Genomic DNA, 21,206 nt, shown 5'->3' on the forward strand with positions numbered 1-21,206 from the left:
TCATCCTTCGCAGCGGCGTCAGCCCTCGATTGCGACGCGATGCGAACTGCCTAGACTTCTGATCTCGCCTGCAGGCGGAATGTCGCTTTCCACGCCGGACAGCGCGTGGAGCGTCACCCGCCGCATCGCGCCGGGGGCAAGGTGGAACCAGTCGTCGTCGGCTCGATAGTCTTCGACGTCGATATGCACCGATTGCGCCAGCCGGTCGGTCCTGAGATCGACGAACCAGCCGTCGCCGTCTCTGCCGAATGATGCTTCGATACTGGCATCATGCAGCGCCTTCCCTCGTCCGCACGGGAAGTGGAAGCTCTCGGCGAGAAGGGCGCCATCCGCCAGCGAGCGCAGGCGCGCCACACTTGCATCGTGCGCCGGCGGCCCGAAACGGAAGGCATAGGTCGTATCGAAAAAGGCGCCGAACAGCGCCGTGCAGGCAAGGCGCTCAGTGTCTCTTGCCGCTAGCTTGAAGGCCCTGCTGCCGCTGACGACCTGCTGTTTTCCGTCGCGCAGGCAGACGACCTCGAGTTCGACGTCGAGCGCGGCATCCGCCTCGTTGACGACATGCACGTCGAGACCGTTCGTTCCCTCGTCGGTGAAGACCACTTGCACCGGCCGGAATGCACGGCGCATCGCATACCAGACGGGCTTCGGCTCTCCGGTGGAATCGATCACCCCCCAGCCGGGGCCGGGCAGCAGGTCCTGCAGCGTCCAGACGAGCGCGCCATTGCAGGCAGAGCCCTTGCGCCGCCATTCGGCAAAAGTCTCTTCAATCACCTCGCCGGTGACGGCGCGGGAGAGATCGAGATAGCGTTCCGGATCTTCGCGGCGCAGCTCAGCCGGATCGAAACCGTAGAGAAGCTGCAGGTAGAAATCGCGAACATCCTCGAAATCCCACGATGCGCTACGATCGCGGGGCACGCGGGCCTTCCATAGCGGGCTGTGGACGGCGGGCACATCGAGATGATGCTTCAGCGTCCTTTGCTGCGGCACATGCGCGAAGGCGAGGCTTTCGGAGGCAAAACGCACGTCGGCGCGGCGCGCATCGGCAATCGGCCGCATATAGGCGCCGACGCCATAATAATGGGCGATACCGGCATTCGGCGAAAAGGGCATCGCTCCGCCATAGGGAGAGTTCGGCACATAGGGCACATCGGGGCGCATGCGCGCGACGACCGCCGGGATGATTTCATCGGTAACCGGCCCGCTCCAGAATTCCGCCGGCAGGCCGAGCATTGCCGCCTGCTGGTGGATTTCGCTGCCGCCGCAGAGCACGGCCAGCGAAGGCGACGCGTGCACGCCATGCAGGAATTCCTCGACCTCCGCATGCACGTGGCCGAGAAAAGCCTTGTCGTTGCGCGGATAATCGAAATTGGCGAACATGAAATCCTGCCAGACAAGCAGGCCGAGTTCGTCGCAGAGCGCGAAGAAATCAGGCGTTTCGTAGGCCATGGTGCCGCCGATACGAATCATGTTCATGCCGGCTGCAGCGGCAAGCCGTAGAAACGGCTCGTAATCCGCCCGCCCGCCCGGCAATCGCGCGATATCAGCCGTTGTCCACACCGCGCCGCGGCAGAAGATGCGTTCGCCGTTGACGAGGAGCGCGAAGTCATCGCCATCGGCACCGCGGTCGACGTCGATGCGCCGGAAGCCGGTCCTGCCGAGCGGATATTCCACCCCGTCGGAAACCAGCGTCAGTTCGTAGAGACGCGGAGCGCCATGCGTGTGCGGCCACCAGGCCTCGATGTCGGAAAGCTTGAGGATAGCCGAGTAATGACTGTCGCCGACCTTTTCGAAGGGTTGCTCCATCCCGCCACAGTGCAGCAGCATTGCCGGATCCTCGGCATTGCTGTGCAGGGAAACGCTGAGACGGCCGACGCCACTCTCCTCCAATACGGCGCGGATGGAAACATTGTAGATCGAGACGGGATGACGCCGCACCATCGAAATCGGCCGCCATGGCCCGACGGCATGGATATCGGGGCACCAGCCCGGCATATGGCCGAGCAGCGTCGTGCGGAAATTCTTCAAGCCCGCCGGCGTGATCATCTGCGGCCGCCAGCGCGCGCGCGGGCCCGGCTCCGACAGGCGGGGGCCGAGTGCCCGGAAGCACAGGGCCAGCTCGTCGCCGCCCGAAAGTGTCACCGGAATCTCGTGCGCCGTGAACATGCTCTCGGAAAACAGGATTTCCTGGCCGTTCAGGAAGACGTGGCAGAGCGTCGCCAGCCCTGCGAAACGCAGGACTGCGTCGCCGGCCTCGGCATCGAAAAGCCGGCAGAGATACCAGGCGTCCCGCGTGTTCAGCGGCTCGGGATTTTCCCGATCGAAGAGACCGGCTTTTTCGAGTGCTGCGGCGACGGTCCCGGGAACGGGTGCTGGAATGAACTGCGCCGATAGCGGGATGTCGTGCGGCACCGCGCATGCGCCCGGCTCCGTCAGGATCAGGTTCCAGCCTTCGGAAAGTAGACTTTCCTCAGCACCGATGCTTGCCAAACGCCCCCGCATGGTCAGATCTCCGGCCTCAGATTCGCCCCGCAAGCGACGCCATCATGGAATCCCATGCATCGGCGGCCGGATCAAGTGCTGCCTGCAACGGCTCGAACTTCTTGCGGGTGACGGCGCGGGCAAGCTGGAACTGCACCGATTTCGCCACCTCGGAAATGCGCCTGGCATGCTCGGCGGCAGCCGTGAATTCATCAGCGGAGAGCCAGGTGAGGTAATCGGCCGCCAGTTCGAAATTGGCGCCTACCTGGCGAAGCGTGTTGAAGGCGTATTTGTGGAAGAAGCCGAACGGCCGTTCCGCCACCGCTTCGACCTGTTGCGGAAAGACGCCTGCAAAGGCGCGGATCGGGTTTTCGCGGGGACGCCGGGCAAAGTGAAAGCCGGCAAGCCGCCGCGCGGTTGCGCGCAGATGCGCTTCATCCGCGGGCTTTTCCGGGAACCGAGCAAATTCCGCATAGGGAAGGAACGGCGGGTCGTTTTCCCGATGCAGCTGGAACAGCCCGTCGAAATCCTCGCCTTCGAGACTGAAATAACCGGCATTGTGGAAATAATCGACGCGTTTGGCCGCAATATCCAGTCGGTTGATCGCAACCGTCGTTTTGCCGTGCTCCTGCCGGTAGGCGGTGCCGCGCGTATCCGGCATGTAGAAAGAATCCATTTCGATCAGGCAGAGACGGGCACGCGCGATCTGAACCTCGACATGGCGTTCGACACGGTCGTAGATGGCAAGCTCGGTCGCACGAATGCCGTAGAGCGCTTCGAGATCCTCGAGCGGCACCTTGAAGAAGGTGAACTGGTCGCCCTCGAAATCCTGCGTCAGGGTAAAACCCAGCATCGCCTCCGGCGCAACGCCTGATGTCGCCAGAACCTCGATCCATAGATCGACATAGCAATTGGTTTCCGGCCAGGCGCGCTCGCCGGAATGCAGCGCATGCGCCCGGTAGGTTTCCGGGTCGATTCCCGAAAAGACCGATGTCATCGATTTGCTCAGCCCCACAGCGCTTTCCGTACGCTGGCCGGCCATTGCTTCACATCGAGCCCGTGATGATGAAAGAGGGCAAGGGCGATGCGCTCCAGCCCGAAGCCGACGCAGGCGGTGTGCGCGACATTGCCGTCTTCGAGCTTGAGACCCCACTTCGTGCCGAAGGCATCCTGATGGTAGTTGAAGCTCATGCAGGCGGTCGGATTGGCAGCCGAGGTGATCGGGATCAGCAGCTCGAACTTCAGGTTCTGGTCGCGCTGATTATTGGCGAGCATCTTTCCGGCACGGCCGAAGAACGGATCATTGGCAACGTCGATCGTCACCTCGAGGCCGACGGCCTTCATCATCTCGACGCCGCGATCCATCCAGCGCTGGCGGAAATCGGTGACGTGCAGCTCGGTACCCATGCAGACATATTCACGCATGCGGAACAGCTGCTGGCGGGCAGGGTCTTTCGACGGCTCATGGCGGAAGCAATAGGATTGCAGGTCGAAGAGGCCGCCCGTCTTCGGCAGGTTGCCGCGCTTGGCGATCGTCGGATAGAGCGGATAGCAGGCAGCCGGCGTCAGCACGATGTCGGTCGCGTCCTGTCCCTTGGTCCAGTCTTCGCCGACTTCCATGCATTGCAGCAGGCTGACATGATCGAGTTCGCTGCCGCAGAAGCTGTGCACTGTGCCAGCGAGCTGCGGAAAGCTCTTCATGTAGCCGCTCTTTTCGAAGAAGGCGCGGTTCATGCCGGGCGGAAAGCGCATGGCTTCGGCACCATCGGCGCCGCCGAACGTGTCGATCAGGCGCTCGAAGGCAGCGATCACGTCTTCGAACTGGCCGCTACGGCCGTAGAGCCCGTCGATGCCGGTATCGATCAGCAGACCGGATTCGAAAAGCCGGTCCAGAAACGAGGTCTGCATATCCATGACTGTCACCCCAGTAGGCTAGTGTCCTGTTTATGGACAAGAAGCATGCTCGACGTGTTGCCGAGGATGCGGTCATTCGAAATCATGAGCTGTGCGGAATGCGCGTCGCGCAGATGGCGTCCGAGGCTGAAGGGCGTACCGTTCTTGTAGCCCATGATGCCGCAGATCAGCATCGCATGGTTGACGATCTCCAGGATGGTCTCGGACGAGGCGATCTTGACGTTGTTCATCGCCACCGCAAATCCCATCGAAGACAGCCTGTCGGCATCGGTCTTGGCATCCTCATAGGCCTTGAGGCCGGCAACGACGTTGGATTTCACCATCTGCAACAGGTTCGAAACCTCGGCGAGGCGCAGCGCGCCCGGCGGCTGGGCATCCGGCGCCCTGCGGGCTGCGGCACGCACGAAAGCCTGGGCGCGCACAACGGCGTCGACAGCAATGCCGTACCAGACGCCGCTCCACAAGAGGTGCGAGGAGGCAAGCATGGACTGCGCCGCGATCTCCGCGAAAGGCTTCGGCAGGATCTGGCAAGCCGGCGCTTCGCCCTTGAACAGGAAGCCGTCGGAGCAGGTGCCGCGCATGCCGAGCGTATTCCAGACATGCGTTTTCTCGAGCGTGTACTGGTCCTTGAGGAAGGCCGTCAGAACCTGATCGGAGGAAGCCGCCTGCGCGTGGGCACGCGAGGTGATGAGAATGGCGTCGGCATGCGAGCCGTAGGAAATCACGGTCGCATCCTTTTCGAGGCGGCACGTGTCGTCATCGACTTCGACCGCACAGATGCTGTTGCGCAGGTTTCCGCCGATACCGCCTTCGGTGGTGGCGGATGCGATCAGCAGCTGCTCGGCGGCGACGCGGCGCATGAAACCGCGATGCCATTCGCTGTCGGCGCCGTGTTCAACGAGGCTCGACAGCTTGATGTGGTGCATGGCGAAAACCATGGCGCTTGCGGCACAGGCCTGGCCGAGCATCGAGCACAATTCGGCGATCTCGGTGATCGAGGCGGATTCGCCGCCGAGATGGCGCGGCACCTGGATGCCGAGCAGCCTTTCGGCCTTCATCGCATCGACGGCTTCCCGGGGGAAACGGGCTTCGGTATCGACGGTATCCGCGTGTTTCGCCGCGATTTCGGCGACGCGGGCCACCCTTGCGACAAGACCGTCCTGCATGATCTTGACGGGGAAATTCATCACGCGACCTTCCGGCCGTCCCGGATGAGATCGACGGTCCTGGCAATGGCCGAGATGCTCGCGAAGGATTTGCGGTTCAGGAGATTGTCGGGAAATTCGATGTCGAAGGCCTCTTCGAGGCCAAGCATCAACTGCACAGAAGCAAAGGACGTCAAACCTGCCGCATAAAGATCGGCATCGTCGGCAACCTGGTCGATCGACCCGGGAAGCTTGCCGAATTTAGCTACGAGGTCGCGGATTGCCTTATTCATCCCATCACTCCAAGATTCTCATGATCCCGATCCGGCGTTCATCGCCTTGTCATGAGCGTTCTTTTAGTGCGGAAAACAGAACATTCCGCTAATTTATTGAGTTAAATATGACTAAGGCTCATAGTTAGGATTTTAGCGATCCTTCCTGCACCATCATAAACAACCGTTTTATATCAATAGCTTAAGATAATTTCGCCGTTGCGACACACTCTGGTTTCCGACGTGGCGAGTACAGAAATGATACGAAAGCGCCGCTTTTGTCTCAACCGGCCGGCGGATAAGAATGTTCGCCGCCGCGATAATCGGTGACGGAATAACATCCCTCGCCTGTCGCCCGGATCGCGCTTCCGCTGATGACGGCCTTGCCGTGACCGCCTGGGATATCAAGGATGTAGGCCGGCTGGCAGAGACCGGAAATCCGCCCGCGCAGCGCCGCGACGATCTTCTGTCCCTCCTCGATCGTCACTCTGAAGTGGCTGGTGCCGGGCGCCAGATCCGGATGATGCAGGTAATAGGGTTTGACGCGGATTTCGACGAAGGCCTTCATCAACTCCGCCAGAACGGCGGGATCGTCGTTGACGCCCTTGAGCAGCACCGACTGGCTGACCATGGCAATGCCGGCATCGACGAGGCGGCCGCAGGCGGCCCGCGCTTCCGTCGTCAGCTCTCTCACATGGTTGGCGTGCAGCGCGATATAGACCGTCTTGCCGCTCGCCTTCAGCGCGGCGATCAGCGCCGCATCGATCTTCTCGGGCTCGACGACCGGGACACGCGTGTGGAACCTGATGATCTTCACATGCGCGATGCCGGCAAGCGCCTCCATGATCTCGTGGAGCCGGCGCGAGGAAAGCACCAGCGGATCGCCGCCGGTGAGGATGACCTCCCAGATCTCCTCATGACTGCTTATATAATCGAAAGCGGCCTGCATCGCCGCCGCATCGAGCGTGCCGAGACCCTGCGGCCCCACCATTTCGCGCCGGAAGCAGAAGCGGCAATAGACCGGGCAGACATGCACGGCCTTGAGCAAGACACGATCGGGATAGCGGTGAACGATGCCTTCGACGGGGCTGTGGGCATGATCGCCGATCGGATCGGCCCGTTCTTCGCGGGCGACCGTGAGTTCGGCTGTATCAGGCACGAATTGCCGAGCGATCGGATCAACGGGATCGGTGCGGTCGATGAGCTTACTGATTGCAGGCGTCAGCGCAATCGCATAACGCGCCGCAACCTCCTCGAGCGCTGCGCGATCGGCAGACGCGACCAGTCCCGCCTTCACAAGATCGTCGACGCTCTTGATCGGTTTGACGGCATTCATCTTCCGTACTCCGCCACCGGCGCCCAGAGCACCTGGTCGATGCGTGATGCTCCCGTCGCCAGCATCACCAGCCGGTCGAAGCCGAGCGCGATACCGCTTGCTTCAGGCATCAGCGGCAGCGCAGCGAGAAAATCCTCGTCGATTGGATAGGTCTCGCCGTAGACCCGCGCCTTCTCGGCCATCTCGATCTCGAACCGTCGCCGCTGTTCGGCAGCGTTGGTGAGCTCGCCGAAGCCGTTCGCAAGTTCGACGCCGCAGGCATAGAGCTCGAAACGTTCGGCAACCCTCGGGTCGTCTGTCGAGGGACGGGCAAGTGCCGCCTCTGAGATCGGATATTCGTCGAGGATGGTGATGCGGCCGAAACCGAGACGCGGCTCGATCCTTTCCACAAGCACCCGGCTGAAGAGATCGGCCCAGCCGTCGTCATCGGCAACACGCATGCCGACGCGCTTCGTCTCGGCGGCCAGATGGTCGCGGTCGGTCGAACCGTCGGCGGCGACCGAGGCGAGAAGATCGATGCCGGCATGACGCTCGAACGCTTCGGCAACGCTGATCCGCTCCGGCCCGGCAAAGGGATCGCTCTCGGCGCCGCGATAGGCAAGCTTCCCGGTCTTCACCGTTTCGGCGGCCAGCGCCAGGATCCGCACGCAATCCATCATCAGGCTCTCATAGCTTTCGCCGGCCCGATACCATTCGAGCATAGTGAACTCAGGATGATGCAGCGGCCCGCGCTCGCGGTTGCGATAGACATGGGCAAAACACGAGATGCGTTCCTCGCCCGCCGCAAGCAGCTTCTTGCAGGCAAATTCCGGCGAGGTATGCAGGTAAAACGGCGCCCTTTGCCCATCCGTCGTCAGCGCTTCCGTGGCGAAGGCATGCAAGTGCGCCTCGTTGCCGGGGGAAACCTGCAGCACCGCCGTATCCACCTCGATGAAATCCTCGCGCACAAAAAACCCGCGCAACGCCGCCTGGATTGCGTTGCGCCCGACCAGGAACGGACGGCGGTCGGCATGCACGGACGGGGTCCACCAAGGGGACGCTTTCGCCGAAGAGTTCATTCCAAGCTTTCTTCGCCGGAGAAGCCGGTATTGGGGGTGGCTATTTCCCGGATTTTAGGTTAGTTGCGCCCCAAAGAAAAACATTTGCGTCTTCGGGGCGTCTCGCCAGTCATCTACGACGCCGAAAGCCGAGTTACAAGGAAGTCTTATGGTCAAGGTCATCGCCTCTTCGGTCCGCAAGGGCAACGTTCTCGATGTCGACGGCAAGCTCTACGTCGTTCTCACCGCCCAGAACTTTCATCCGGGCAAGGGCACGCCGGTCACCCAGGTCGATATGCGCCGCATCGTCGACGGCGTGAAGGTTTCCGAGCGCTGGCGCACCACCGAACAGGTCGAGCGCGCCTTCGTCGAAGACGTCTCCTTCCAGTTTCTCTATGAAGACGGCGAAGGCTTCCACTTCATGAACCCGGCGACCTACGATCAGGTGGTCGTCGATGTCGACACGATGGGTGACGACAAGGCCTATCTGCAGGAAGGCATGTCCTGCATCCTCTCGATGCATGAAGGCATTGCGCTGGCGCTCCAACTGCCGCGCCACGTCACGCTCGAAATCATGGAGACGGAACCGGTCGTCAAAGGCCAAACGGCATCGTCCTCCTATAAGCCGGCGATTTTGTCGAACGGCGTGCGCGCCATGGTGCCGCCGCACATCAATGCCGGCACCCGCGTCGTCATCGCCACGGAAGACAATTCCTACGTCGAACGCGCCAAGGACTGATCCTGGTTTCAGCCTATCGGAGAGGCCGGCTCGCGCCGGCCTTTTTTTCCGCCGTCTCAATTAAATAATCGGGGCATGATGTCGCGCGAAAACCGCACACACTTTTCGGCATCATGCTCTATCTCTTTGTTTTCACGCAATTCCGGACGCAAAACCGCTACGCACTTTTGCTGGAATTGCCCTAGAGATGCGGGTTGCGCGGCCGGTATTTCTTGACGAGCTTCTGGTTGATCTCGGCGGCACCCGGCATGTTGGCGCTGAGATAAATCGGCGCATCGCCGGATTTCGAAAGCTCCGAAGCGACCTCTGCGAAGATCGCATTGATGACCGTCACCCCGACCGCCGTCGAGACTGGCCCGACCCGAAGTCCCGTGCCTTCGAGATCGACAACGGCGTCACCCGGTGGCAGCCCGTTGTCGAGCACCACATCGGCCACGTCGGCGAGCCGCCGGCGGCCATTGGCAATCGCTGAGGAATAGGCGATCGAAGTGATGGCAATCACCTTTGCGCCGATTTCGCGCGCATAGTCGGCGGCCTCGATCGGTGCGGCGTTCACGCCCGAATTGGAGGCGATGATGATGACATCGCCCGGCTGCATGCCGTAACGCTCCAGCATCGGCCGCACCAGGCCCTGCGTGCGCTCATAGACCGAACTGATGACTGCACCCTCATGCAACATGGCCGAGCCGACGAGTACCGGCACGGTGAAGGCGAGCCCGCCGGCACGATAGTGCACCTCTTCCGCCAGCATATGCGAATGGCCGGTGCCGAAGACATAGACACGCTTGTCGCCGCGGGCAGCATCGAGGATGACGGCTGCTGCCTGCGCCATCGGCTGGGCAAGCGTCTGCTTCAGTTCTTCCAGCCGGCCGATCAGATTGGAGAAATAGGCATCGGTAATGTCGGTCATCCGGCTTATCCTTGATTTCAGGCCGCTTCGCCGCTGAGCCAGGTGGCGCTGACGGCAAGCGCATCGGTGAGATGCACGAGATCGGCACGCGCGCCCGGCGAGAGATGGCCGCGATCGGCAAGCCTGAGGAACCGCGCGGGATAAAGGGTCGCCATACGCAAGGCCTCGGCGAGCGTCAGGTCCAGATAGGTGACGCCGTAACGGATCGTCGAGATCATGTCGACGTCGGAACCGGCCAACGTGCCGTCGGAAAGCACTAGCTTCGAGCAGAAACCGCCCCTTTCGCGCCGGACGGTGCGTCCGTTCAGCGTGAACGAATCCTTCTCCGATCCGACGAGCGACATCGCGTCGGTGACGAAAAACAGCTTGCCTTCGCCGCGTTTGGCACGAAGCGCCGTGCGCAGGGCCTTCGGATCGACATGATGGCCGTCGGCGATGATGCCGCACCAGATCGAGGGATGATCGATCGCCGCGCCGACGAGGCCAGGCGCACGGTGTCCCAATTGGCTCATGGCGTTGAAGAGATGCGTGACGCCCCGTGCGCCGGCATCGAAACGTTCCTCCGCCGCCTCGCTCGAACAATCGGAATGGCCGATGCTGACGGTGACGCCGGCCTCCGCAAGCTCACGCACCTGGGCAACCGTCACCTGCTCGGCGGCCATGGTGACGAGCAGCGTGCCGATCGCCTCGCGCGCCCGGATGAAGGCCTTGACGTCGCGGCCCTCCACCGGCCGCATCAATTCGGCCAGATGCGCGCCCTTGCGCGCAGGCGCCAGATGCGGGCCTTCCAGATGCAGACCGGCGACGCCGCGGTTGGCTTTCACTGCCGCCTTGGCCGCGTCGATGGCGGCAATGGAGGCCTCTGATGTATCGGTGATCAGCGTCGGCAGCAGCGACGTCGTGCCATAGGATCGGTGCCCCCGGGCGATGATGTCCATCGAGGTGGTGGAAGGCTCGTCGTTCAGCATCCGCCCGGCGCCGCCATTGACCTGCGCATCGATGAAACCGGCCGACAGAACCCCGCCGGCAAGCGTCACCACCTCGCCGTCCGGCAGATCATTTCTGGCGATGATCGCTTCGACGCGGCCGCCGGCAACGATGAGGGCCTTGTCGTCATGGAAGCGCTCGCCGTCGAAGATGCGAGCACCGAGGAAGATCTTGCGGACCATCAGACCGTCTCCGTCACCTTGAGCAGGTTTGCCGGCTTGTCGGGATCGAAGCCTTTGCGGCGCGTCACCGACTCGATCAGCCGGTAATAGACGAGCAGCGACACCAGCGGATCGACGAGGCCGTTGCCCGTCGTCGGCACGCGCAGATGGACGCCGGAGAGCGGTTGTGCCGAGAAGCCGACGGTGGTGGCGCCGAGCTTCTGCAGGCGTTCCAGCGCCTGGACATTGTTGGCGAAGGCCGCATCGTCGGGCGCAAAGGCGACGATCGGGAAGCCCGGCTGCACCAGGCGCATCGGGCCATGCATCAATTCCGCCAGCGAAAAGGCTTCGGCATGCAGGCCGGAGGTTTCCTTGGCCTTCAGCGCCGCTTCGAGAGCGATCGCGAAAGCCGGGCCGCGGCCGGCCGTATAAAGCGAGGTCGCGTTGAAGAGCACCTCTTCGGCTGCCGCCGTGTCGATCCCCGCGGTCGCCGACAGTGCCTCCGGCAGCTTGCCGAGCGCGGCCTGCAGATCGGATCCACCGCCGATCGCAGCCGTCACGCCGGAAAGGGCGGCGACCGAGGCGATGAAGGATTTTGTCGCCGCGACACTCTTTTCCGCGCCGGCATTGAGACCGAGAACAATATCGGCCTGTTTCGCAAGCGGGCTGTCGGTGACGTTGACGACGGCGATCGTCGTTGCTCCGCCCTTCTTCGCCGCATCCTGCAGCGCGACGATGTCGGGGCTGGCACCCGACTGCGAGACGGTGAAATGCACGCCGCCCTTCAGATGCAGCGCCGCACCATAAACGGAAGCGATCGACGGACCGACCGAGGCGACCGGAACGCCACAGGTGATCTCGAAGAGGTATTTGAAGAAGGTGGCGGCGTGGTCCGAGGAGCCGCGCGCCGCCGTCGTCACCACACTCGGGCGGGCGGACGAAAACAGCCGGGCGATCTCGGCAAAGACCGGTTTTTCCTTTTCGAGCAGCGTGGCCACCACCTCCGGCGATTGACCGGCTTCTTGCAGCATCAGTGACTGGTTGTCATTCATAGGTCATCTCCGATTCTCAATTCGGCAACGAAATCATAAGCATCGCCGCGATAATGCGAGCGAGTGTATTCGACGACGCGCTGGTCTTCCAGGCGCGAGACACGTTCGATCAGAAGCGCCGGCGCGCCTGATTTGACGTTCAGGATTGCGGCGGAGGATGGGTCGAGCGTGACCGCGGTCAGCCGCTGCAGCGCGCGCACGGGCCTGTGGCCGCTGGCCGTCAGCGCATCGTAGAGCGATCCCTCGCCGCCGGCATCGTGCTCCAGGAACTTGATCGGCACCACGGCGCGTTCGATCGCCAGCGGCAGTCCGTCGGCAAGGCGCAAGCGGTCGAGCCTCAGCACCGGCTCGTCGCCGCCGAGGCCGAGCAGGAAGGATTCCTCCGGCGATGGCGTATTGACCGCCCGCGACAATATCCGTGCGGCCGGCAGACGCCCGCGCGAGCGCATGTCGGCGGAAAAGGAGGAAAGCCGCCACAGCGACTGTTCCATGCGCTCCACCCTGCTCGATACGAAAGTACCGCTTCCGTGGCGCGATTCCAGTGCGCCGGATGCCATCAGATCGCGATAGGCAGTGCGCACAGTGACACGGCCGAGCTTCAGAGCCTCGGCAAGGTCGCGCTCGCCCGGGAGTGCCGTGCCGGGCTTCAGCAGCCCTTCCTGAATGAGGCCGGTCAGTGTCTGCGCCAGCCGCTTGTAGAGCGGCCCGGTCAGCGCCTCGTCACGCAGGCCGCGGCTGTTCAGTTCCGCTATCAGACTGGTTCTATCCATAGGCCAACAATAGAACCTATATAGAACCAATCGGCAAGGTAGAATCGAACATGCAACGAAAAAACCCTCGCCGGCGGACCAGCAAGGGTTTTATAGCGCTCGAATTTGACAGTCGTGCGTCGGTAGCGCCGCGCGTTTAGAACGCGCGGCGCTGGAGGATGCTCAGTTCTTGGTGAAGATATAATCCGTCTCCTGGCGCAGCACTTCGCCGGGGCGCAGCACTGCATTCGGAAAACCTTGGTGATTGATGGCATCCGGCCAGACCTGCGTCTCCAGGCAGAAGCCGGCGAACGGGCCGTATTTGCGCCCGCCGATGCCGGGAGCCGCGACATCGAGCTTGAAGCCGGCATAGAACTGCACGCCTGGCTCCGTGCTGCGCACTTCCAGCGACACACCGGAATAAAGGCTGCGGGCAAGCGCGACGCTCCGCTTGGCGGTACGCTCGCCCGACAGGCAGAAATTATGGTCGTAAAACGCTTGTTCACTGCCGACGAAACGCTTCATCGGCGCCATCTCGCGGAAATCGAATTCCGTGCCCTCGACGGGACGGATCTCACCGGTCGGCACCTGCTTTTCATCGGTCGGCAGATAATGATCGGCGGCTATCATGATGTCATGGCCAAGCGCATCTTCGCGGCCGTCGAGGTTGAAATAGGCGTGCTGGCAGACATTGGCGAGCGTCGGCTGGTCGCTGGTCGATTCGTAGATGATCGACAGTTCACCGTTGCCATGCACCCAGAAAGTCGCCTGGATGGTGCAATTGCCGGGATAGCCGGCGCGGCCATCCGGATCGACGATCTTCAGCACCACGCGGTCGACGTCATGCTCGACGATCGTCCAGTTGCGTTTGGCGATATTGTCGCTGCCGCCATGCAGATGCGTGACGCCGTTTTCATTCGGCTCGAGCTGATAGTCCTTGCCGTCAAGCGTGAACCTGCCGCCGCCGACGCGGTTGGCGCAGCGGCCTGGCGTTGCGCCGAAGTAGGACGAATAGAGCGGGTAGCTGTCGAAATCGTCGAAGCCGAGCTGCAGCGGCGCGTCATGTCCCTCGAGGCGCAGATCCTGGATGACCGCACCCCAGCTGATGATCTTGGCCGTCAGCCCGCCGCCTTTGATCTCGACCCGATAGACGGTCTCGCCCGCCTTCGTTCGCCCGAAAACGTCCCGCTCCAACTTATCCGACATGATCGACCGTCCATTCTATCTCTGCTGCAAATTCCTCAATTCGGAACCGATTTGAGGAATTTGCAGCGATTCAACATGTGCATTGCACGTCCAACGAAGACGCGCGGTGCTGTAGGCTTCAGGACAGGAACCTGCCCGCATTTGCTTCGATCCGCAACCGATGGATCGGAAAGAAAAGCCGCAGCATCGAGGCAGTGGCATCGGCTCGCGGCGCGATCGGCAACGGTCAGAGATCCGTGCCGATCTCTTCCACATCAAAGGGCGTCGTCTGATAGATTTCGTTGATCCAGTTGCCGAACAGGAGATGCGCATGGCTGCGCCAGCGGTTCTGCGGCGCAAGCGCCGGATCGTTATGGGGGAAGTAATTGTGTGGCATCTTGATCGGCACGCCGGCGTTGACGTCGCGGAAATATTCGTCGGAAAGCGAGGTGGAATCATATTCGACATGGTTGAACATGTAGAGCCGCCGGCCCCGCTTCTCGTGCACGAGGCACACGCCCATCTCGGCTGATTCCATCAGGATCTCCAGACTTTCGGATTTTTCGATATCGGCGCGGCGCACTTCGGTCCAGCGCGACACCGGCACTTCGAAATTGTCGGAAAAGCCGTTGAGATAGATCGAGGAAGGTTTCAGGTTCCGATGGCGGTAGACGCCGAAGGCCTTCTCTTTCAGCTCGTATTTCGGAACGCCGTGAAAATGATAGATCGCCGCCATCGCGCCCCAGCAGACGTTCATCGTCGAATGGACATTCGTTTCCGTCCAGTCGAGAATCTCCTGCATCTCCGCCCAATAGGTGACGTCCTCATACGGCAAAAGCTCGATCGGCGCCCCGGTGATGATGAAGCCGTCGAACTTGCGGTGCTTTACCTCCTCCCAGGTCTGGTAGAAGGCAAGCAGATGGTCCTCGGACGTATTCTTCGCCTTGTGGCCGCCGATGCGGATGAGCGACAGCTCCACCTGCAGCGGCGAGGCGCCGACCAGGCGGGCCATCTGCAGCTCGGTCTTGATCTTGTTCGGCATGAGGTTGAGCAGCCCGATCTGCAACGGCCGAATATCCTGACGGATCGCCAACGTCTCGGTCATCACCCGCACGCCCTCCTGAACCAGGGTTTCGAAGGCGGGCAGCGTATCGGGGATCTTGATGGGCATTGCGGTCACTCGATCAAAAACAAAAACCGGCGGCGACAAAAATCGCTACCGGTCCGCACGCGGCCCTTTAGCGACTTTTTTAACGTGGCTGCAAGCCGGCCGGCCAAATCACCACGGAGGCCTTAATTAGACCCAGTCGAATTGCGAATCAACTGGCGAATGCATGCAGGAGAGACTCATGCAAGCATCATCACACTTTAATGACTGATAGAATCTGTTGATAGACCGGTAACGCCACCATGTTATTAATGGGAGCATGGGCGGTGTGGAAAAGCGTAATGGCAGATAAAATCGAGAGGGGGCCGGGCATCCGAAGGCAGGATAGGGTAGGGTATGATCTCAGCCTGACATATCGCCTCGGCGTCATGTTCTCAGCATTCTGGAATTCGGAAGTGCGTGGCAAGGTGCTGTTTCTGGCGACGGTGCTGATCCTCGTCATCCTGGCGACATCCTATGGCCAGGTGATTTTGAACGAGTGGAATGCTCCCTTCTATGATTCGCTGGAGCGCCGCGACCTCGGCGAATTCTTCCACCAGCTCGAAATCTTCGCGATGATCGCCGGCACACTGCTGCTGCTCAACGTGCTGCAGGCCTGGCTGAACCAGATGACGGCGCTCTATATGCGCGAAGGCTTGTCGCGCGATCTCGTCGACCAGTGGCTGAAGCGCAAGCGGGCGCTGCGGCTCGCTTCCAGCGGCCTGATCGGCGTCAATCCGGACCAGCGTCTGCACGAGGATTCCCGCAACCTCGCCGAAAGCACGACAGGGCTGGTTCTCGGCCTGCTGCAGTCGACCATTCTCCTGGTGAGCTTCATCGGCGTGCTCTGGGAGCTTTCGAGCGGCTTCATCTTCCGCATCAGCGGCCACAGCTTCTCCATTCCGGGCTACATGGTCTGGGCGGCGATTTTCTATGCCGCTTCCGCCTCGGTGCTCAGCCAGGTCGTCGGCCGCAAGCTAGTGAAGCTCAATGCCGATCGTTTTTCGAAAGAGGCCGAGCTTCGCTTCACGCTGATGCACGCCAACGAAAACATGCCGGCAATCACCGTTGCCCGCGGCGAGGAAAACGAGCGCCGGCGCATCAACACCGATATCAGTTCGGTGCTGAGGGTCGTCAAGCGGCTCGCCATGGCCAATACCAACCTCACCTGGGTTTCGGCCGGCTACGGCTGGCTGGTGATCGTCATCCCGATCATCGTTGCCGCCCCCGCCTATTTTTCCGGCGGCCTCACCCTCGGCCAGCTGATGATGTCCGTCGGCGCCTTCAATCAGGTCAACACGGCGCTGCGCTGGTACGTTGCCAATTTCGGCCCGATCGCCGAATGGCGTGCCACGCTGATGCGCGTCACCGATTTCCGCCAGGCGCTGGTCGAGATGGAAGAGGACTTCAACCTGAAGAACAGCATTGCCTATGAAAATGCCGCGCCCGGCACGCTGACGCTGAAGGATGTGGTGATCGTCGCTAAGATCGGCGAAGACATCGATGAATGCGGCGGTTTCCGCCTGCTTGAAACCGATGTCGTGATCAAGGCCGGCGACAAGATCATGATCAACGGCGATCACAGCGTCAACCGCAAGCTGCTGTTCCAGGCGATGGCCGGCCTCTGGCCGTGCGGCAGCGGCACGATGGGTCTGCCGCCGATCGACGATATGGTGTTCGTTCCGCAGGTTGCCTACGTTCCCGGCGGTTCGCTGCGCGAGGCGTTGGCCTTTCCCGAAAGCCCGGAGAAATACGAGAAAGCGGCCGTCGAGGCGGCCCTCGAAAAGGCCGGCCTGCATTCGCTGGTCGCAAGGCTCGATACCCGTGCCCGCTGGGACAAGCTGCTCGACAGCGACGAACAGAAGGCGATTGGCTTTGCGCGCCTGCTGCTCGTGCGCCCCCGCTGGGTCATCTTCGAGGAAGTCCTGGAAGGCATGGAGCCGGAATGGCAGGAAACAATGGCCAAACTGCTCACCTCCATGCCTGAAAGCAGCATGATCTATATCGGCCGCTCCGAGGCCTATCTCGAGGCACTGAAGCCGCGCGTGCTGCATCTGCAGGCGCTGCCGTCAAAATCCGAGGAATCGCCGCCTGTCGTCCAAGCCGGCGCCAGCGCCAGTGCCGGCGCTGCCGCCGTCCCCGCGCCGGCGCTGTAAAACGCCGCTGCTACCGGCGTTGCAGCGCCCTTTGCCCGTCTGAAAAGACGTGCGGCACCAGGGAATCTAGCGATTCGGTCTAACGGCGATGCGTAAAACAAAGATGCGCAGCGCATCCGTCACATGGGTGGTATGACGCCGTTGAGGCCGACGGCGATCTGGCTGGCGGAGATGCTGCCGTCCGCCCCCTTCTCGCCAGTGACGACAACGCCGGCGCCGGGCTTCAGATCATCCTTGGTCGCAGGCGCCAACGTCACGATCGGTGTGCCATCGGCAATCGAGATAGTCTTTTCCTTGCCCTCATAGGTCAACGTGATCGTGTGGCCGTCGACGGATTTGACGGCGTTGCTGACGGTCGCGTTCGTCATCTGGCTGTTCCGCTGCGCATCCCAGGGACGGTTGCCCTCACCGGTTCCCTTCATCGACGCCGGAAAGATCAGCACCTCGATCGCTCCGTCCGGGCCCGTGCCCTTCGGAAACGAGGCGACGCCGACGAAATCGCCGGGTTTGATATCCTCGACGGACGCTTTTTTGATACCGCCGACCTTCCAGCCGGCTTTCAGCGCGACCGTCGCATCGTTGCCCTCGCGCGTCCTGACGACGAGCGTATCGCCGCTGAGGCTTTCGATTGCGCCGCGAACACGAATGCGCTGGGCGTCTTGCGCCTGTGCGGCTTGTGACAGGGCAAGCGCGACGAGGCCGCCGGCCGCAAGTGCTGTGAGAAAACGGGAATGGGGCTTGCGAGACATATGACTTTTCCTTGTCGCCATTACGATCGGCAATATCCCCGGCTGCCGGACGGCACCTTATGCCGCAGGACGACACACCGACGAATCAAGGAAAAGTGAGCCGCGAGAGAAGGTTCAGCCTTCCAACTCTTCCCGCAGCATTTCGAGCTCCAGCCACTCCTCTTCCATCTTTGTCAGGCTGGCGCGCAATTTTTCCATCTCGCGGGCAAGGCGATTGAAGGCTGCGGGATCGCGCGTGAAAAGATTGGGATCTGCCATCACCTGTTCGCGCTTGGCGATTTCGGCTTCGGCCTTCGCCATTTCCTTTGGCAGGTTTTCCAATGCGAATTTCTGCTTGAAGGAGAGCTTGACTTTCGAGTTGCCTGAAGCTGTTGCTTGCTGCGTCCTCGGCTTCTCCGCCGTTCTCTCGGCCCTCTTACGCTCATCGAGCGCGCCCTTGCGCTGCACAAGCATGTCCGAGTAGCCGCCGGCATATTCGATCCAGCGACCATCCGGCGCATCCGGCACGGCGGGTGCAATCGTCGAGGTCACGGTGCGGTCGAGGAAATCGCGGTCGTGGCTGACGAGAATGACAGTGCCGGGAAAGCCGGCGACAATCTCCTGCAGGAGATCGAGCGTTTCGATATCGAGATCGTTGGTCGGTTCGTCGAGGATCAAAAGGTTTGTCGGGCGCGAAAGGATGCGCGCCAGCATCAGCCGGGCGCGTTCGCCGCCGGAGAGGTTTCTGATCGGCGTACGCGCCTGTTCCGGCTGGAACAAAAATTCCTTCATGTAGCCGGTGACATGCCGCTGCTCGCCGTTGACGAGCAGGCTTTCGCCGCGCCCATCCGTCAGATAGTTGGCAAGCGTGTCCTCGGGATCGAGATCCTCGCGTTTCTGATCGAGCGTCGCGATCTCCAGATTGGTGCCGAGCTTGACGATGCCGCTATCCGGCGAAAGCTGCCCGGTCAGCATCTTCAGCAGCGTCGTCTTGCCGGCGCCGTTCGGCCCGACCAAACCAATGCAGTCGCCGCGATGTACGCGGATCGAAAACGACGTGACGATTGCCCGCTCGCCGAAGCTCTTGGTGATCTTGTCGGCTTCGATCACCAGCTTGCCGGATTCCTGCGCGTCCGAAACCGTCGCCTGCACCGTGCCCTGCGGCCCCTTGTGGCCGCGATAGTTCGAGCGCATCGTCTGCAGCTCGCCGAGACGGCGCATGTTGCGCTTGCGCCGCGCCGTGACGCCATAGCGCAGCCAGTGCTCCTCGCGCTCGATCGACTTGCCGAGCTTGTGCTGCTCCAGTTCCTCGGCCTCCAGCACCTGGTCGCGCCATGCTTCGAAATGTGCAAAGCCGCGGTCGAGCCGGCGCGAGGTGCCGCGGTCGAGCCAAACGGTTGCAGTCGAGACCTTTTCGAGGAAACGCCGGTCGTGCGAGATCAGCACCAAGGCGCTGCGGGTCTTTTGCAGCTCGCCTTCCAGCCATTCGATGGTCGGCAGGTCGAGATGGTTGGTCGGCTCGTCGAGCAGGAGAATGTCCGGCTCCGGTGCCATAACCCGGGCAAGGGCTGCGCGCCGCGATTCGCCACCGGACAGCATTCTGGGGTCTTCGTCGCCGCTCAGCCCGAGATGCGACAGCAGATAGGTGACACGATAGGGGTCATCGCCCGGGCCGAGGCCGGCCTCGGCATAGGCCTGCACCGTGTTGAAGCCGGCAAAATCCGGCGCCTGTTCGAGATAACGCACCGTCGAGGACGGATGGCGGAAGACCTCGCCGGACTGCGCCTCGACCAGGCCGGCGGCAATCTTCAGCAGCGTCGATTTTCCCGAGCCGTTACGGCCGACGAGACAGATCTTGTCACCGGGCTCGATCTGCAGGCCAGCACCCGCCAGAAGCGGTGCACCGCCGAAGCTCAGGAAGATATCGTCGAGTTTCAGAATGGGAGGGGCCAAAAATCAGACTCCGGAAAGATCATAGGGCCGGGCGAGCACGATTGCCCGGCCGCTGCGGAGCGAAAAGCGAACGGTGCCTTCCGCAACATTGGAAATCGTGCGTGACGAGCCGAAAGGCAGATGGAAATCCACCAGCGGATAACGCGCATTCTCGATGGAAAGCCCCCTCAGTTCGCTGAATCCGGGCACGGAAAACAGGCTGCCTTTGGGAAGGTCCAGTTCGATCGTACCGGCAACCAGCGGCACTGCCTCTTCCTTGCCCGAGGTCAGCAGCAGGTCGAAACCCTCTTCCGCCAGGCTGACGGCCGACAGCAGATGCTGAAGCGCGTGGTCGGAACGTTCACCACCGAGCGCACCGGCGAGGATCAGCCGCCCAGCGCCCCGCGCGATTGCTTCCGCCACTGCGATTTCGCCGTCCGTCGCCGTCTTTGCCGCCGGATAAGGCTGTTTCGGCACATCGGGAAATGCACCGGCGAGATCATCAGGCGTCGAATCGAAATCGCCGACCCAGAGCTCCGGCGTAATACCGAGGGCTGCCGCATGCCGCATGCCGCCATCGGCCGCAATGAAGCGGCTGTCTTCGATGGCATGGCGCAGGCGTTCCGTCAGGCTGAGTTCGCCGCCAAGGAGAATGGTGAAGGTGGATTGGCTCATGGGCATTGCCCTTAGCGCAAACGAGGGGTCGAGGGGAAGGGCCGGCGAACGACGGCGTCTGCCTCAGCCCGGCGTATCCTTGTCGCGCGACAGGAAGACCGCCTCGTAACCGCCGATGAAGCGCTCGAAAAGCGCTGCGAAGCGCTCGACATCTTCCTGCGGCCAGTCGGAAACGATCTCGGAAATGATCGCAAGTTTCTGCGCGACGATCTCGGCAAGCAGGTCCTGGCCGACCTCGGTCATGACGACGACGATCCGCCGCGCATCGGCCTGCGAGGCCTCGCGGCGCAGCACATTGCGCCCAACCATGTCGGCCACCACCCGGCTTGCCCGTGACGGATCGATGCGCAGCATCTCCGCGATCATGCCGACGGTGACCTCGCCGGCAGGCTGCGCCTTGCGCACGGCATCGAGCACGTCGAGATGCGAAAGCTCAAGGCCCGGTGCAGCACTCTGGATCGCCAGCCGGCCGATCAGCCGCCGCCCGGTCATCAGCCGCATGCGCGCCATGCTCCGGCCGATACGCGGCACATTTTCACGATCCGGCTCGGCCGGCTCCGCAGAAAGGGTCTTGGTCAGGATTTCACTCATCATAGGACTATA

19 protein-coding genes and 1 riboswitch are annotated in these 21,206 nt (G+C 62.0%); of the genes, 2 read left to right on the top strand and 17 right to left on the bottom strand.

Annotation, left to right across the window (positions count from 1 at the left end; all coding sequences use genetic code 11):
* Positions 1 to 18: 18 nt before the first annotated feature.
* From ACIPSK_RS28700 to epmA, 7 genes are all read right to left on the bottom strand, one after another.
* A complete protein-coding gene (locus tag ACIPSK_RS28700) occupies positions 19 to 2,499 on the bottom strand; it encodes a glycoside hydrolase family 2 protein (RefSeq protein WP_162115054.1) in 2,481 nt (826 codons plus the stop codon).
* 16 nt (positions 2,500 to 2,515) lie between these two features.
* Positions 2,516 to 3,493 (bottom strand): DUF1839 family protein, encoded by a 978-nt coding sequence (locus tag ACIPSK_RS28705; protein ID WP_017966133.1) that lies wholly within the window; start codon positions 3,491 to 3,493, stop codon positions 2,516 to 2,518.
* Positions 3,484 to 4,392, bottom strand: coding sequence for an amino acid--[acyl-carrier-protein] ligase (locus ACIPSK_RS28710; protein ID WP_162115053.1), 909 nt, complete (start codon positions 4,390 to 4,392; stop codon positions 3,484 to 3,486). The genes ACIPSK_RS28705 and ACIPSK_RS28710 overlap by 10 nt, the downstream gene beginning before the upstream one ends.
* A 5-nt stretch (positions 4,393 to 4,397) precedes the next feature.
* Positions 4,398 to 5,579, bottom strand: coding sequence for an acyl-CoA dehydrogenase family protein (locus ACIPSK_RS28715; protein ID WP_162115350.1), 1,182 nt, complete (start codon positions 5,577 to 5,579; stop codon positions 4,398 to 4,400).
* Positions 5,579 to 5,830, bottom strand: coding sequence for an acyl carrier protein (locus ACIPSK_RS28720; RefSeq protein ID WP_017962508.1), 252 nt, complete (start codon positions 5,828 to 5,830; stop codon positions 5,579 to 5,581). Before ACIPSK_RS28720 ends, ACIPSK_RS28715 begins: the two co-directional genes overlap by 1 nt.
* 262 nt (positions 5,831 to 6,092) lie before the next feature.
* A complete protein-coding gene (locus ACIPSK_RS28725; protein WP_446533086.1) occupies positions 6,093 to 7,145 on the bottom strand; it encodes a lysine-2,3-aminomutase-like protein in 1,053 nt (350 codons plus the stop codon).
* Complete coding sequence (gene epmA / locus ACIPSK_RS28730) at positions 7,142 to 8,203, bottom strand: EF-P lysine aminoacylase EpmA (RefSeq protein WP_162115051.1); 1,062 nt, start codon at positions 8,201 to 8,203, stop codon at positions 7,142 to 7,144. The genes ACIPSK_RS28725 and epmA overlap by 4 nt, the downstream gene beginning before the upstream one ends.
* A 148-nt stretch (positions 8,204 to 8,351) precedes the next feature.
* Between epmA and efp the strand changes: the two genes are divergently transcribed.
* The gene (efp, locus tag ACIPSK_RS28735; RefSeq protein ID WP_017966128.1) at positions 8,352 to 8,921 is read left to right on the top strand and encodes an elongation factor P; all 570 of its coding nucleotides are present in this window, start codon (positions 8,352 to 8,354) and stop codon (positions 8,919 to 8,921) included.
* Positions 8,922 to 9,102: 181 nt separating this feature from the next.
* On the opposite strand, the gene ACIPSK_RS28740 is transcribed toward efp, so the two are convergent.
* The 6 genes from ACIPSK_RS28740 to metA all read right to left on the bottom strand — a co-directional run bounded on the left by ACIPSK_RS28740 (position 9,103) and on the right by metA (position 15,136).
* Positions 9,103 to 9,831: an SIS domain-containing protein gene (locus tag ACIPSK_RS28740; protein ID WP_012759421.1), complete on the bottom strand. Its 729-nt coding sequence runs from the start codon at positions 9,829 to 9,831 to the stop codon at positions 9,103 to 9,105.
* Positions 9,832 to 9,848: 17 nt separating this feature from the next.
* Positions 9,849 to 11,000, bottom strand: coding sequence for an N-acetylglucosamine-6-phosphate deacetylase (gene nagA, locus ACIPSK_RS28745; protein ID WP_162115050.1), 1,152 nt, complete (start codon positions 10,998 to 11,000; stop codon positions 9,849 to 9,851).
* Entirely contained in the window at positions 11,000 to 12,031 is a 1,032-nt protein-coding gene (locus ACIPSK_RS28750; protein ID WP_162115049.1) for an SIS domain-containing protein, read from the bottom strand. Before ACIPSK_RS28750 ends, nagA begins: the two co-directional genes overlap by 1 nt.
* Positions 12,028 to 12,801 (bottom strand): GntR family transcriptional regulator, encoded by a 774-nt coding sequence (locus ACIPSK_RS28755; RefSeq protein WP_162115048.1) that lies wholly within the window; start codon positions 12,799 to 12,801, stop codon positions 12,028 to 12,030. The genes ACIPSK_RS28750 and ACIPSK_RS28755 overlap by 4 nt, the downstream gene beginning before the upstream one ends.
* Positions 12,802 to 12,963: 162 nt before the next feature.
* Positions 12,964 to 13,986: an aldose epimerase family protein gene (locus tag ACIPSK_RS28760; RefSeq protein WP_162115047.1), complete on the bottom strand. Its 1,023-nt coding sequence runs from the start codon at positions 13,984 to 13,986 to the stop codon at positions 12,964 to 12,966.
* 226 nt (positions 13,987 to 14,212) lie between these two features.
* Positions 14,213 to 15,136 carry a homoserine O-acetyltransferase MetA gene (gene metA, locus ACIPSK_RS28765; RefSeq protein WP_162115046.1) on the bottom strand — a complete coding sequence of 308 codons (924 nt, stop codon included), beginning with the start codon at positions 15,134 to 15,136 and terminating at the stop codon, positions 14,213 to 14,215.
* Between the two features lie 47 nt (positions 15,137 to 15,183).
* Positions 15,184 to 15,261, bottom strand: a riboswitch (SAM riboswitch).
* A 114-nt stretch (positions 15,262 to 15,375) separates the two neighbouring features.
* Between metA and ACIPSK_RS28770 the strand changes: the two genes are divergently transcribed.
* Complete coding sequence (locus ACIPSK_RS28770) at positions 15,376 to 17,268, top strand: ABC transporter ATP-binding protein/permease (RefSeq protein WP_210254145.1); 1,893 nt, start codon at positions 15,376 to 15,378, stop codon at positions 17,266 to 17,268.
* 119 nt (positions 17,269 to 17,387) lie between these two features.
* Here the strand turns inward: ACIPSK_RS28770 and ACIPSK_RS28775 are convergent, their stop codons facing one another.
* The 4 genes from ACIPSK_RS28775 to ACIPSK_RS28790 all read right to left on the bottom strand — a co-directional run bounded on the left by ACIPSK_RS28775 (position 17,388) and on the right by ACIPSK_RS28790 (position 21,197).
* Positions 17,388 to 18,017: a DUF5666 domain-containing protein gene (locus ACIPSK_RS28775; protein WP_162115044.1), complete on the bottom strand. Its 630-nt coding sequence runs from the start codon at positions 18,015 to 18,017 to the stop codon at positions 17,388 to 17,390.
* A gap of 114 nt (positions 18,018 to 18,131) precedes the next feature.
* On the bottom strand, positions 18,132 to 19,949 hold the full coding sequence (locus ACIPSK_RS28780; RefSeq protein ID WP_162115043.1) for an ABC-F family ATP-binding cassette domain-containing protein: 1,818 nt from the start codon (positions 19,947 to 19,949) through the stop codon (positions 18,132 to 18,134).
* 3 nt (positions 19,950 to 19,952) lie between these two features.
* Positions 19,953 to 20,609 carry a thiamine diphosphokinase gene (locus ACIPSK_RS28785; protein ID WP_210254144.1) on the bottom strand — a complete coding sequence of 219 codons (657 nt, stop codon included), beginning with the start codon at positions 20,607 to 20,609 and terminating at the stop codon, positions 19,953 to 19,955.
* A gap of 57 nt (positions 20,610 to 20,666) precedes the next feature.
* The gene (locus tag ACIPSK_RS28790; protein ID WP_017966117.1) at positions 20,667 to 21,197 is read right to left on the bottom strand and encodes a MarR family winged helix-turn-helix transcriptional regulator; all 531 of its coding nucleotides are present in this window, start codon (positions 21,195 to 21,197) and stop codon (positions 20,667 to 20,669) included.
* Positions 21,198 to 21,206: the final 9 nt, after the last annotated feature.

This window comes from Rhizobium sp. LARHSG275, from assembly GCF_052871115.1.